Genomic DNA, 12,075 nt, shown 5'->3' with positions numbered 1-12,075 from the left:
CGTGCGTACGGTCCTCCTGGGCGACAGCCACCTGGCCAGGCTGCGCCGCGAGCTCGACAGCTTCCCCGGTGAGGTCCGCAACGCAGCCGAGGGCGGCGCGTCCTCGCGCGACCTGATGGGGCAGGCGGCCGCGGTCGGCGTACGGGAGTCGGACGTCGTGGTCCTGTCGGTGGGCACGAACGACGCCGCCCCGTGGAAGCACGTCCCGATGCCCGAGTTTGCGCAGACCCTGTCGATGCTCGCGGCGTCCCACGCGCCGCGCGGCTGGGTGTTTGTCGCCCCGCCCGGGGTGGTCGAAGCACGTCTGGCCGGGGCACGCGATCGCACCAACGCGGTGATCGACGACTATCGGGAGGCTGTGATCGAGGTGGCTGGACAGGTCGGCGGTCGCGTCGTGCGTACGGACCTCCTGCTCGCTCCGCTGGGCGCGAAGGCCTTCGCGGACGATGGGGTGCACCTCAACGGGGCCGGGTATCGCGTCCTGGTGCCCGCCATCGTGGCGGCGTGCGGGGCCATTCCGTAGACCGTTCGGGTCGACTACAGCGCGCGCTCGCGGACGTTGTCGTCCTCCCACGCATCACCGATGTGGAAGCGCTTCTTGCCGACCTGCTCGAAGCCGTGGCGTGCGTAGAACGCGTTGGCCCGCGCGTTCTCCTCGCTGACTCCGAGCCAGATGCCCTGCGCCCCGGTTTGCCGAGCCGCGTCCAGCGTGGCGGCCATCAGGTGGCTGGCGACCCCGGTGCCGTGGTGGTCGGGATGGACGTAGCACCGTTCGAGCGAGACTGTTGGTCGGAAGCGGATCGTGCGCGCGACGTCAGGATCCGTGGGTTCTCCACCGATGAGCATCGTGTAGCCGAGCGGGTCGGTCCCGTCGTCCGCCTCGGCGAGCAAGACGACGCAGGCCGGGTCGGCGAGGTGGCGGCGGAAGCTCGCCGGATCGAGCCGGGTGGCGATGTGCGTCGCCAGGAACTCGGCCGAGGTCTGCGGCGTGCAAGCGAGCGGGAAGGTGAGCGCGGCGAGCCGGGAAAGCCCCTCGGCATCGGACTCGAGGGCTTGGCGGACGGTCACGGGCACGTTCGAAGCCTAGGACCGTACCCGCGCGACCCACCCAGAGATCCGTAGGACTGCTGATGTGGAGTGCCTGCCCGCGACGCCAGACTCGGTCGCAGGCCTCGCATCCTGAGCGAGGTCGGGGAGGGAACCATGCGACACGTGCTGAGCAGGAGCGCGCATGCGGACCAGCTGGAAGCGGAGGTCCGCGACGCGAGGTGCTGCGCTGCGAGCTGCCGGTGTGGAGCCTGCGAGGTGAAGTTGGGGGAGATCCGCGCAGCGCGACGGGACGCGCTCCTGCACACGATCAGCACGGTCCGGCCCCGAAGGTCAGCGCGATGATGGTCCGGGACGGTGCGGCAGGTGCCGGCAGTGGGGGCCGGGTGCCGCCGTCCGTGATCGGTATCAGCCGGCGGGAGCGTCGAGATGCCGCCCGCGGACGCGCCTCGATCCAGTTCGGCGCGGAGGCCGACGCGGCACTCGACATCCTCGAGCTGCTGGAGCTCGCCTGGCACGACTGCCACGGCGACATCACGCCGCCATCGCACGTGATGGAAGACGTGTGGGTGCTGGCCAACGCGAGCCTCGCCGGACTCGCGTCAGCCGCACGGCTCGCCGTCACGGATTGGCGTGACCTCCGCGTGGCAGCCGACAGCATGCGACCGCTCCAGTCCGAGCTCGGCTGACGCGGCACTGAGCCCCTGGCGGGTCAGCCCGGTCTCCGGGCGGGCTGAGCCGTACGCCCGTACAGGGCGCGTCTGCTCCTCCCACGATCGGGACGTGATCGCGGGAGGAGCAGGCGTCCGTGACTAGGTGCGCGGGATGCTCACGGTGCCGCGCGGGGTGACCAGGACCGAGAGTCCTGCGGGTCCGGTCCAGAGGTAGGACCCCGGGCCAGTGCGTTCGTAGCTCCATCGCCCGGCGGTCTTCGCCCGGTGGTGGCGCCGACAGAGGGGCGCGAGCGAGTCCGGTGACGTCTGCCCCGGCGGTCCGCCGTCGCCGGGGTCCAGGAACGGGTCGCGGTGGTCGAGGTCGCACTGGCGGGCCGCGCGACCGCACCATGGGAAGACGCACGTCTCGTCGCGGAGACGAACCTCCTCCGCCATGCGGGGAGGCGGGTCGTGCCGGTCGACGGACCAGCGGTCGTCGGCGGCGACGTGGACGACGGGTTGGATGGTCACGCCCGAACGGCCCACCCACTCCCGGATGAGGTCGAGGGTCGCCGGCCCGAGCGACTCGACGCTGCCGCTGGCTCCCGGCGTGCCGGCAACCACGTCGGCGAGCGAGGCGTGGAGGTAGAGCCTGACCTTCGCGTCACGTCGGCTCATCGCCTCGCGACGCGCCTGCTCGTGCGCCTGCGGATCGGGCGTGGACAGCAGCGAGGTGAGGTCGAGTCGTGCCTGTGCGTCGGCGATGACGCCGAGCGCCTTGGCCTTGCGTACGCCGAGGGGCTCGGCGTCGCCGAGCGCGCCCAGCGCCTCGGCCTCGGCGCAGACCACGTCGTGGAACCGGGTCAGGTCGAGGGTGTCGCCCGTGGCGTGGAGCTCGGAGGTGCCCGAGGCGCGATGGGGGTCGGGATGGGACAGCACCACGTCCCACGACGACCGGGCGGCCTGCTCGCGGTCGGCGAGCTCGACGCCGTCGCAGCGGGCAGCCGCCTCGGCGACGAGTCGGTCGAGTGCCGGTGCGCTGAGCGAGGAGACGCGGCCGGCGACCTGCCGGTCGACCCAGCGTGCGGCATCGGGGGACAGGCCTCGCGTGCGGGAGGCGACCCGGCGCGCCTTCCAGGCCGGCACCAGCAGCGCCCGCGCCTGATCCCACAGCAGGGGGAGGCGGTGGTGCAGGTCGAGGGTGTCCGCAAGGAGCGTCGAGGCAGAGGCCGGCGAGCACCCCATCGCGACGGCGAGTGGCTCGCTCGTGAACGCCGCGACCTCGGGCGTGCCAGCGCCGCCCAGCGTCTCCGGCTCGGTGAGCACAGAGGGGAGCACGGGGCCGTCGGCGGTCTCGCAGGCATCGACGGGCGGGTGAGCGACAGCCCACTGGTAGGCGATCTGGAGCTTGTGGACCTCGCCCTCACGCAGCACCGACTCGATCTCGGTGGCCTCGGACAGCAGCGCAGACTCGGCCAGGTCCTCGAGGTCGGTGACCCCGGATCCGAAGGCGGTGGCTGCTGTCATGTGACTACACAATCAGGACCCACCGACAGTGGACCTGCCTCCAGGACCCGCCTGTGGACAGGGATTGACCGGCGCCCCACCGTTGGAGGAGGACGGCCATGGAAGGTCCTACGCGAGGTCGAACTCACGGTCGTCGCCGACAGGCCAGAGCACCTCGTAGCGCTCGCCGCCCACGGGCCTGGCAGCGACGCGCACCTCCGCGTGTGCGAGCAGCGACGCTTCATGGACCGTGCTCAGCGCGCGCGCCGGCTCAGCCGTGAAGATGAAGAAGTTGACCTCACCAGACCCGATGTCGTGCCCGTCGACCTCGTGGTCATCGCCAAGCACCTCGATCAGAGCGTCCTCGTAGTCCACGAGGTCGTCGAAGGCAGGGAAGACCGACTGCGGGAACTGGATGACGAGCTGATGCGTGGGCTCAGGCACCCGGACAGGCTAGGGGTAGCCCAGGACCGCGAGCGAGGTCACGGCGAGCCAGCCGCGTCGACGTACAGCCAGGCATCGACCACCTCGCCCGACGCGAGCGTCACGGGGGCGAGGACCCGCTCGTAGCCCGGTCCCTCGAACTCGTCCAGCGACGTCCAGTGGTCGGCCAGCGCGGGAGTGGTGAGGACGAGCCCGGACACCTCGGGTCCGTCCGGTCGCAGGGCCAGGGCGGGGTAGCCGTGGTCGGCTCCCCAGCCAACGTCGAGCACTTCGCCGTGGACGACCGCCGGTACCCACGTGCCGCCCAGTGGCGCAAGCACGTGCTCGTTGGGCCGCCCGGGCGCGAGGGTGCCGTAGACGAAGAGCCGCTCGGTCATCTCAGAGGTTGCCCAGCCATGCGTCGATCGGTACCTCGCCGGCGCCGAAGACGAGGGTCTTGCGCGACGCTCGGTTGTCGGCGAGGACCGCAGCCGCCACGTGCGCGACCAGCTCGCGCGGCGACTCGTCGCCGTCGCGGGAGGAGGCGTCGGGGTTGACGCGGCCGTCGGACGGGTCCGTGGTGAGGGCGCCGGGGCCGAGGACGGTCCAGTCCAGCTCGGTGCTGCGCAGGTGCTCGTCGGCAGCGATCTTGGCGTCCTGGTAGCGGCGGAACGGGTCATCCTCGGGCACGAGGTGGTCGGCGCTCGCGCCGGAGAAGGAGACCATCACGTAGCGGGACACGCCGGCGGCGACGGCGGCGTCCATCGAGCGGATCGCGGCGTCCCGGTCGACGGCGTCCGTACGCTCGGGCGAACCACCGCCCGCGCCGGCGGACCACACGACCGCGTCCTGGCCGGACAGCAGCTCGGTGAGGGCGTCGGTGTCGGCGTCCTCGACGGACGAGACGAGCGCGGTGGCACCCGTCTCCTCCACGTCGGCGGCGTGGTCGGGGTTGCGGACGACCGACGTGACCTCGTGGCCCGCCTCGACCAGCAGGGGAGCCAGGAGGAGTGCGATCTTGCCGTGGCCGCCGACGATGGTGATTCTCATGCGTCCGACGCTAGCGCGGCTACGGTGGCGCGGTGCAGACGTCCACCCACGCCGTGACGATCGGCGACCGGGAGGTCCGCAAGGAGTTCGTGGCCGACCACGAGGCGGAGGCCGAGCGGGAGTGGGCCATTCTCACGCTCCTCGCCGAGCACGCGCCCGGCCTTGCGCCACGGCCGCTGCGCCGCGAGGACGGCGCGACGCCGGTGATCGTGATGGAGCGACTCCCCGGCGAACCGCTCGCCCCGCGCCCGCTGACGATCTTCCAGACCGCTGCGCTCGGGTCGGCGCTGCGACGGCTGTACGCCGTACCGGTCGAGACCGTACGGGAAGCCGGGATCGGGCCGCGGAGGTACGGCGTGCGCGAGCACGCGCCGCTCCTCGTCGAATGGCTCGCCGAGGACCACGACCTCACCGAGTGCCGGGACCCCCAGCTGGTCGCCGAGGCGGTCGAGGTCGCCCGTGCCTACGCCGCCGCCCCGCCCCTGCCCGAGCCGCGGGTCACGGCCCTCGGGATCGCCGACCTCAACCCGCCCAACGTGCTGTGGGACGGGCGGGTCGCCCGACTGGTCGACTTCGAGGACGGCGGCCTCAGCGACCCGGCGTACGAGCTCGCGGACCACGTCGAGCACCTCGGCAGCCGGCTTCCGCGGGTGTACGAACCCCACGCGCTGGCGGACGCGGTCGACCTCGACGCCGACGCGCGGGAGCGGATGACGGCGTACCGCCCGTTGTGGGCCGCCTTCTGGCTGGTGATGCTCCTGCCGGGCAACGGGGGCTGGCGGCGCAACCCGCCGGGCACCACCGAGGCGCAGGCCGAGCATTTCATGGCTCTCGCAGCCCACGACTAGACTGGCGCGTCGGCGCCGGCCCCACGGCCGCGGCGCCCGCTCATCCTTGACATCTGACACAGCGACGAAGGCGGACAGCGAGCATGGCAAGCACCAACGACCTCAAGAACGGCATGGTCCTCAGGATCGAGGGTCAGCTCTGGGCCGTCGTCGATTTCCAGCACGTCAAGCCCGGCAAGGGTCCGGCCTTCGTGCGCACCAAGCTCCGCAACGTCGAGTCGGGCAAGAACGTCGACCGCACCTTCAACGCCGGCCTCAAGGTCGAGACGGCCAACGTCGACAAGCGGACCATGCAGTACCTCTACAACGACGGCTCGTCGTACGTCTTCATGGACAACAGCACCTACGAGCAGCTCGAGGTCTCTCCCGAGGTCGTCGGCGACGCCAAGAACTTCATGCTGGAGAACCAGGAGGCCATCGTCGCCACCAACGACGGCCGCGTCCTCTTCATCGAGCTGCCCGCCTCCGTCGAGCTGCTGATCGCCGAGACCGAGCCGGGCCTGCAGGGCGACCGCTCCACCGGCGGCACCAAGCCCGCCACGCTGGAGACCGGTCACACGATCGCGGTGCCCCTGTTCATCACCTCTGGCGAGAAGGTCAAGGTCGACACCCGCGACTCGTCCTACCTCGGCCGCGTCAAGGCCTGAGCGCCCCAGGTGGCTGCCCGTTCCAAGGCCCGCAAGCGCGCGCTGGACATCCTGTTCGCCTCCGAGCTCCGCTCCGAGGACCCCGTCGTGGCGCTCGACCGCGCCATCGAGGCCGGTGAGGGCCCGACCAACGACTACACCAGCACGCTCGTACGCGGTGTCGCCGAGCACCTGACCCGCATCGACGAGGTCCTGACGACCTACAGCAAGGGCTGGACCCTCGCACGGATGCCGGTCGTCGACCGCAACGTCCTGCGCATCGGCGTCTACGAGCTGCTGTGGGGCGACGCGGACGTGCCGGAGAACGTCGCGGTGAGCGAGGCGCTGCATCTGGTGCAGGACCTCTCCACCGACGACTCACCGGCATTCGTCAACGGCCTGCTCGGCTCGGTGCTGCGCGACCGCGCCACCCTCGTCTGACTCGCACCACTCGCAGGGGTGACCGGACGTCGCCGGTGAACAGTTGTACGTCCTAGGTTGAGGCCATGAACGCCCCCAGCGACACTGCCGAGTCCGTCCACCAGAGCAAGTGGATGGACTACGCCATCCGGATCGGACTGGTGACGTACGGCGTCGTGCACCTGTTGGTCGGCTGGCTCGCCCTCCAGCTCGCGTTCGGTGAGAAGGAGGACCAGACCTCCAACTCGGGCGCGCTGCACTACCTGTCCGAGCAGCCGCTCGGGGGATTCCTGGTGTGGGTCATCGCGATCGGGATGCTCTTCCTCGTCGTCTGGCGACTGCTGGAGTTCGCCTTCGGCTATCCCGAGGAGTCGGACGACGCGAAGCGCTGGCGCAAGCGCGCGACGTCGCTGGGCAAGGCGATCATCTACGGGGTGATCGCGTACAGCGCGTTCAAGACCGCCACCGGCGACGGTGGGGGCAAGGGCGGCACCGACTCGATGACGGCCAAGATCATGAACCTGTCGGGCGGCCAGCTGATCGTCGGCGCCATCGCCCTCGCGATCATCGGATACGGCATCTCGCTCATCATCCGGGGCTGGACGGAGAAGTTCCGCGAGAACCTCGATGCACAGGGTCAGTCGGGCCAGGACGGTTCGGCGTACGTCATGCTCGGCAAGGTCGGCTACATCGCCAAGGGCGTCTCGATCGGCATCGTCGGCGGGCTCTTCGGCTACGCGGCCATCACCCACGAGGCGAAGAAATCCGGCGGGCTCGACCAGGCGCTGCAGACCGTGCTCGAGCAGCCCTTCGGCCAGGTGCTGCTCACCGCGATCGCGCTCGGTATCGCGGCGTACGGCCTGTTCTGCTTCGCGCGTGCCAGGCACCTCTCGCGCTGAGGGTCCGTACCTCGCTCAGCGGGTGGCGGGCGCGCCGGCCGCCACGGCCAGCGCGGTCGTGACCATGTGGTCGCGCACCTGCTCGGCCGTCACGCGGCTGATCCGCGGCACGCCGGGCGCCTCCTCCGAGACGAGCATCGCCACCCGGCCGAGCTGGAGGGTGCCGAGCCCGCTGGCGTAGAGCATGTTGGCCAGCAGTCGCGGGTCCTCGACGTGGAAGTCGCCGCTCTGCGCGCCGGCCTCGATCGTGCGGGTCAGGACCGACAGGCAACCGCTGATGGCCTGGCCGAGCCGGTACATCGCGCTCTCGCTGACCTCCTCGAGCAGGTCGCCGCCCGGGCGCCGCATGATCGACTGGGCGCAATCGACGAAGGCCGGGTGGGCCAGGCCGTAGCCGACGAATGCCTCGACGAGGGCCTCCAGCTGCGCGCGGGGCTCGCTCGTCGTCTCGGCCGCGTCCTCGAGCGCGACGCGCAGCTCGTCGAGGTACTGCACCAGTGTGAGGCTGAAGAGCTCCTCCTTGCCGGTGAAGTGCCGGTAGATGATCGCCCGGTTGATGCCGACTGCCCGGGCGATGTCCTCGATCTGGGCGTCGCGGACGCCGCGCTCGTCGAAGAGCCGGCGGGTGGCCGAGATGATCTCGGTCTCGCGGAGTCGTCGGCGCGCGGCCGCGGTGCCTCCGCGCCCGGCGGTCGCCGGGGCCGACTCGGTGCTCATGGGGCCAGTCTAGGGAGGGCGGTCGTCGAGCCCCGGGTGTGGTTGCATGCCGTCATGGCCTCTCTCGGACTCCGTCGCCTCCTCGTCTGCCTCCTGCTCGCGCTCCTCGGCGGCCTGGCCTTCACCCCACCGGCGTCGGCCGGCGCTGCCGCCGACGACCGGTTCACCGGGACCGCGCGCCTGCCCGGCTGCTCCGGCGCGGTGGTGCGGTGGGCGTCGGCCCTCGCCGAGGACCCGGCCGTCGTGATCACCAACGGCCACTGCGTCCGCTTCCCGTTCCTCGGCGCTCGGGAGGTGCTGGTCGACCAGAAGCAGTACAAGAAGATCGAGCTGCTCGACGGCAGCGGTGACGTCGCGACCACCGTGCGCGGCACGCGGCTGGCGTACGCCTCGATGTATCGCACCGATCTCGCCGTCTACGAGCTGCGGGAGTCCTACACCGACCTCGCCGCAGCGGGCGTCACCCCGCTCACCCTCGCCACCGAGGGCCCGTCGCGCGGTGACGAGATCCGGATCCCGTCGGGCTACTGGACCGAGCAGCGGGCCTGCACGACCACCGGGACGGCGTACCGGGTCCACGAGCGGGAGTGGGACTGGTGGCGCTCGATCCGGCTGCCCGCCCAGGACGGGTGCGCGATCCGCGGCGGCTACTCCGGGTCGCCGATCGCGTCGCGGGAGACCGGCCTCGTCGTCGGGATCGCGAACACCGGGTACGTCGGCGGCCGCCGGTGCATCGACTCGGCCTGCGAGGAGAACCAGCGCGGGCGCGTGGTGATGCGGAAGAACATGAACTACGGCCAGCAGACCTGGCTGCTCACCACGTGTGTAGGCGCGGACCGGCGGTTCGACCTCTCGGTGGCCGGCTGCAAGCTGGCGAAGCCGCGCGGCTGATGGTGGTCGAGCTCCGGCCGCTGACGACCGAGGACGTCGAGGCGCACAACGCCGGCGAGGACGAGCTCGTCGTGCGGTGGCTCACCGGTGGCTACGGCACGATCGAGGGAACGGCGGAGCACTTCGCCGTGCTGGCCGACAACGCCGCGGCGGGGGTCGGCAAGCGCGGCTACGGGATGTGGGTCGACGGCCGGCTGGGCGGCTACGTCGACTTCGACCCCGACCTGGACGACGGCCTCGAGGCGGACGAGGTCAACCTCTCCTACTGCGTCCACCCCTGGGCGCGCGGCCGCGGCGTGGCCGGGGAGGCGGTCGCTCTCGTCTGTGCGCTGCTGCGGAGCGACGGGATCGGCCGACGTGCAGCCATCCGCGCCGACCCGGAGAACGACGCGTCCCTGCGGGTCGCGGACAAGGCCGGCTTCCGGTTCGTGCGCGAGTTCGTCTCGGGCACCGACCGCCATCCCGACGGCAGTCCGGCGACGTTGCGGCTCTACCTGCTCGACCTGTGACGCCTCCGGGCCTGCAAGCAACGTTGCTTGCACCGCGAGGCCCGGGAGCGGCCCTCAGCCGGGGACGTGAGCGCGGACCTGCTCGATCGTGTCGGCCTCGTCCGGTCCCTTGTCGTCGCGGTAGCGCAGGACGCGCGCGAACCTGAGCGCGACGCCGCCGGGGTAGCGCGTCGAGCGCTGCAGGCCGTCGAAGGCGATCTCCACCACCTGCTCGGGCCGGACGTGGACGACGTACGAGCTGCGGTCGACCGGTGACGTCGCCAGCTCGGTGAACCGCTCGGTCTGCCAGGCGAGCATCTCGTCGGTCATGCCCTTGAACGTCTTGCCGAGCATCACGAACCCGGTCTCCGACGACTGGTCGCGGGCGCCGAGGTGGATGTTGGAGAGCCAGCCCTGGCGCCGGCCCGAGCCCCACTCGACCGCGAGCACGACGAGGTCGAGGGTGTGGCGCGGCTTGACCTTCACCCACGCGGAGCCGCGGCGGCCGGCGGCGTACGGAGCGGACAGGTCCTTGAGCACGACACCCTCGTGCCCGGCGGCGACGGTCTCGCTGGCGAAGGCGTCTGCGGCGGCCGCGTCGGCGGTGACGAGGCGGCGTACGCGGTGCTGCTCGGGCACGAGCGCGTCGAGGGCCGCGAGGCGCTCGTGGCCGGGGGAGTCGAGCAGGTCGCGGCCGTCCAGGTGAAGCAGGTCGAAGAAGTGGGGCGTGACCGCGACTCCAGTGTCCTGGGCCGTCCGGCTGGCCGTGTCCTGGAAGGCCATCGGCCGCCCGTCGTCGGACAGCGCCAGTGCCTCGCCGTCGAGCACGAAACGGGTCGCCGGCAGTGATCGGGCGACCTCGACCACCTCGGGCAGTCGACCGGTGATGTCGTCGAGGCTGCGGGTCACCACGAGCACGTCGTCGCCGTCGCGGTGCACCTGGATCCGGATCCCGTCGAGCTTGGCGTCGATGGCGACCTCGGTCGCGCCGTCGGCGGAGAGGCCGGCCATGGCCGTCGTGACGTCGGGCGCGCTGGAGGCGAGCATCGGCATGATCGGCCGGCCCACCTCGAGCCCGATCGCATCCAGCGCCGCCTGGCCCTCGAACGCCGCCCCGGCGGCCGCGACCGTGCTGCCGGCGAGCATCGCGGCACGGCGTACGGCCGCGAGCGGCACCTCGGCCACCTGCGCGACCGCCTCCTGGGTGACGGCGTCCAGCGCTCCCTGGCGGAGGTTGCCGGTGACGACGGCCTGCAGCCACGCCTGCTCGGCGGCGGTGGCGCGGCCGAAGAGGTCGGTGACCGCCTCCTTGCGCGCAATCTGTGACCCGGCTCCGGAGAGGCCCGACATGGCCTCGAACGCGTGGTGGACCTCGAGCACCGTCAGCGACGGCTCGTCGGCGGCGGAGGGCAGGTCGCTGACGCCGCGCCAGCCCAGGCCCGTACGCCGCTGGCGCAGCGCGCCGCCGAGGTAGGACACGACGATCTCGAGCTCGGCCGGCTCGACGCCCCGCAGGGTCTCCGCGAGCGCGGCCACCTTGGCCTTGCGGGACCGGGTGGCGGCGACGGCGGTGGAGGTCGCGACGAGCTCGGCGAGCAGCATGCGCCCATCCTGCCGCCCGCCACCGACACCCGCTGCCCCCGACGGGCAGTGCAGGATGGTCGAGTGACTGACGCATCCCTCTACGTGCCGCGCTTCAACGTGATGGAGCCCGACGCCGTACGCCCCTTCGTCGAGGCCGTCGCGACCGCGCAGCTCGTCACGGTGGGTGCGGACGGCGTGCCCGACGCGACGTTCCTGCCGGTGCTCTGGGAGGGCGACCGGCTCGTCGGCCACCTCGCCCGCGCCAACGCCCACTGGCGGCGGATCGTCGACGGTTCACCGGCGCTTGCAATCGTCACGGGGCCGGACACGTACGTCTCGCCGAGCTGGTATGCCACCAAGGCCGAGCACGGCAAGGTCGTGCCGACGTGGAACTACTCCGTGGTCCACCTCCGCGGCCGGATCGTCGTCCACGACGACCCCGAGTGGGTGCGTGCGCTGGTCACCCGGCTCACCGACCGTCACGAGTCCTCACGCGACGAGCCGTGGGCCGTCACCGACGCACCGGCGGACTACATCGACAAGAACCTCCGCCCGATCGTCGGTGTCGAGCTCCTCGTCGAGTCCGTCGAGGCGAAGGCGAAGCTCAGCCAGAACCGCTCCGACGAGGACCGCTCGGGTGTCGCCCGCGGGCTCGCGGCCGACGGCGTCGACCCCGCTGGTCTGGTGCAGGAGTGAAGCCGGGCCGGATCCGCGAGCGCTTCACCGGGCGGATCGCCGGCGTCGGCAGTACGAGCGGGGTGCGGATCGTCGTCGGCCGCTGGGACGACTCGCCCTGGGGCACCTTCGCCGACGCGATGGTCGAGGACGCCGCCGGCCACCGCGTGCTGCTCGCGCCCGACGAGCGGGTCCGCGAGTTCGTCTCGTCGACGTACTCCTTCGACGAGCAGGTCATCGAGCCGGTG

At 71.7% G+C, this 12,075-nt stretch carries 16 protein-coding genes; 9 read left to right on the top strand and 7 right to left on the bottom strand.

Features of this window, described 5'->3' with window-relative positions; genetic code table 11:
* Position 1 precedes the first annotated feature (1 nt).
* Positions 2-523, top strand: a complete 522-nt coding sequence (locus EUA94_RS04245) for an SGNH/GDSL hydrolase family protein (protein ID WP_165356796.1) — start codon at positions 2-4, stop codon at positions 521-523.
* Positions 524-537: 14 nt separating this feature from the next.
* On the opposite strand, the gene EUA94_RS04240 is transcribed toward EUA94_RS04245, so the two are convergent.
* The gene (locus tag EUA94_RS04240; protein WP_129425002.1) at positions 538-1,074 is read right to left on the bottom strand and encodes a GNAT family N-acetyltransferase; all 537 of its coding nucleotides are present in this window, start codon (positions 1,072-1,074) and stop codon (positions 538-540) included.
* Between the two features lie 314 nt (positions 1,075-1,388).
* Here EUA94_RS04240 and EUA94_RS04235 point away from each other — a divergent pair, with 314 nt between their 5' ends.
* A complete protein-coding gene (locus EUA94_RS04235; RefSeq protein WP_129425000.1) occupies positions 1,389-1,736 on the top strand; it encodes a hypothetical protein in 348 nt (115 codons plus the stop codon).
* Between the two features lie 123 nt (positions 1,737-1,859).
* Here the strand turns inward: EUA94_RS04235 and EUA94_RS22035 are convergent, their stop codons facing one another.
* The 4 genes from EUA94_RS22035 to EUA94_RS04215 form a co-directional block, all read right to left on the bottom strand.
* Positions 1,860-3,227, bottom strand: coding sequence for an HNH endonuclease signature motif containing protein (locus EUA94_RS22035; RefSeq protein WP_165356795.1), 1,368 nt, complete (start codon positions 3,225-3,227; stop codon positions 1,860-1,862).
* Positions 3,228-3,335: 108 nt separating this feature from the next.
* Positions 3,336-3,650, bottom strand: a complete 315-nt coding sequence (locus EUA94_RS04225; RefSeq protein ID WP_129424998.1) for an ABC transporter — start codon at positions 3,648-3,650, stop codon at positions 3,336-3,338.
* Between the two features lie 38 nt (positions 3,651-3,688).
* Complete coding sequence (locus EUA94_RS04220; protein WP_129424996.1) at positions 3,689-4,027, bottom strand: gamma-glutamylcyclotransferase family protein; 339 nt, start codon at positions 4,025-4,027, stop codon at positions 3,689-3,691.
* Position 4,028: 1 nt separating this feature from the next.
* Positions 4,029-4,679: an NAD(P)H-binding protein gene (locus EUA94_RS04215; RefSeq protein WP_129424994.1), complete on the bottom strand. Its 651-nt coding sequence runs from the start codon at positions 4,677-4,679 to the stop codon at positions 4,029-4,031.
* Between the two features lie 32 nt (positions 4,680-4,711).
* Between EUA94_RS04215 and EUA94_RS04210 the strand changes: the two genes are divergently transcribed.
* The 4 genes from EUA94_RS04210 to EUA94_RS04195 all read left to right on the top strand — a co-directional run bounded on the left by EUA94_RS04210 (position 4,712) and on the right by EUA94_RS04195 (position 7,472).
* Positions 4,712-5,527, top strand: coding sequence for an aminoglycoside phosphotransferase family protein (locus EUA94_RS04210; protein WP_129424993.1), 816 nt, complete (start codon positions 4,712-4,714; stop codon positions 5,525-5,527).
* A gap of 83 nt (positions 5,528-5,610) precedes the next feature.
* Positions 5,611-6,174 carry an elongation factor P gene (efp, locus tag EUA94_RS04205; protein ID WP_129424991.1) on the top strand — a complete coding sequence of 188 codons (564 nt, stop codon included), beginning with the start codon at positions 5,611-5,613 and terminating at the stop codon, positions 6,172-6,174.
* Between the two features lie 9 nt (positions 6,175-6,183).
* Positions 6,184-6,594: a transcription antitermination factor NusB gene (nusB, locus tag EUA94_RS04200; protein ID WP_129424989.1), complete on the top strand. Its 411-nt coding sequence runs from the start codon at positions 6,184-6,186 to the stop codon at positions 6,592-6,594.
* A 65-nt stretch (positions 6,595-6,659) separates the two neighbouring features.
* A complete protein-coding gene (locus EUA94_RS04195; protein ID WP_129424987.1) occupies positions 6,660-7,472 on the top strand; it encodes a DUF1206 domain-containing protein in 813 nt (270 codons plus the stop codon).
* A 15-nt stretch (positions 7,473-7,487) separates the two neighbouring features.
* Here the strand turns inward: EUA94_RS04195 and EUA94_RS04190 are convergent, their stop codons facing one another.
* A complete protein-coding gene (locus EUA94_RS04190; RefSeq protein ID WP_129424985.1) occupies positions 7,488-8,189 on the bottom strand; it encodes a TetR/AcrR family transcriptional regulator in 702 nt (233 codons plus the stop codon).
* Positions 8,190-8,243: 54 nt separating this feature from the next.
* Here EUA94_RS04190 and EUA94_RS04185 point away from each other — a divergent pair, with 54 nt between their 5' ends.
* Both EUA94_RS04185 and EUA94_RS04180 read left to right on the top strand, forming a co-directional pair.
* The gene (locus EUA94_RS04185) at positions 8,244-9,080 is read left to right on the top strand and encodes a S1 family peptidase (RefSeq protein ID WP_129424983.1); all 837 of its coding nucleotides are present in this window, start codon (positions 8,244-8,246) and stop codon (positions 9,078-9,080) included.
* Complete coding sequence (locus tag EUA94_RS04180) at positions 9,080-9,589, top strand: GNAT family N-acetyltransferase (RefSeq protein ID WP_129424981.1); 510 nt, start codon at positions 9,080-9,082, stop codon at positions 9,587-9,589. Before EUA94_RS04185 ends, EUA94_RS04180 begins: the two co-directional genes overlap by 1 nt.
* A gap of 54 nt (positions 9,590-9,643) precedes the next feature.
* Here the strand turns inward: EUA94_RS04180 and EUA94_RS04175 are convergent, their stop codons facing one another.
* On the bottom strand, positions 9,644-11,170 hold the full coding sequence (locus EUA94_RS04175) for an ATP-dependent DNA ligase (RefSeq protein WP_129424979.1): 1,527 nt from the start codon (positions 11,168-11,170) through the stop codon (positions 9,644-9,646).
* A gap of 63 nt (positions 11,171-11,233) precedes the next feature.
* On the opposite strand from EUA94_RS04175, the gene EUA94_RS04170 reads away from it, so the two are divergent.
* Positions 11,234-11,848, top strand: a complete 615-nt coding sequence (locus EUA94_RS04170; RefSeq protein WP_242494665.1) for an FMN-binding negative transcriptional regulator — start codon at positions 11,234-11,236, stop codon at positions 11,846-11,848.
* Positions 11,849-12,075: the final 227 nt, after the last annotated feature.

It is taken from the genome of Nocardioides zhouii (assembly GCF_004137345.1).
Taxonomy (GTDB): Bacteria; Actinomycetota; Actinomycetes; order Propionibacteriales; family Nocardioidaceae; genus Nocardioides; species Nocardioides zhouii.
The sequence above is the reverse complement of the archived record's forward strand: the minus strand, read 5'-3'. Positions and strand labels throughout refer to the sequence as shown.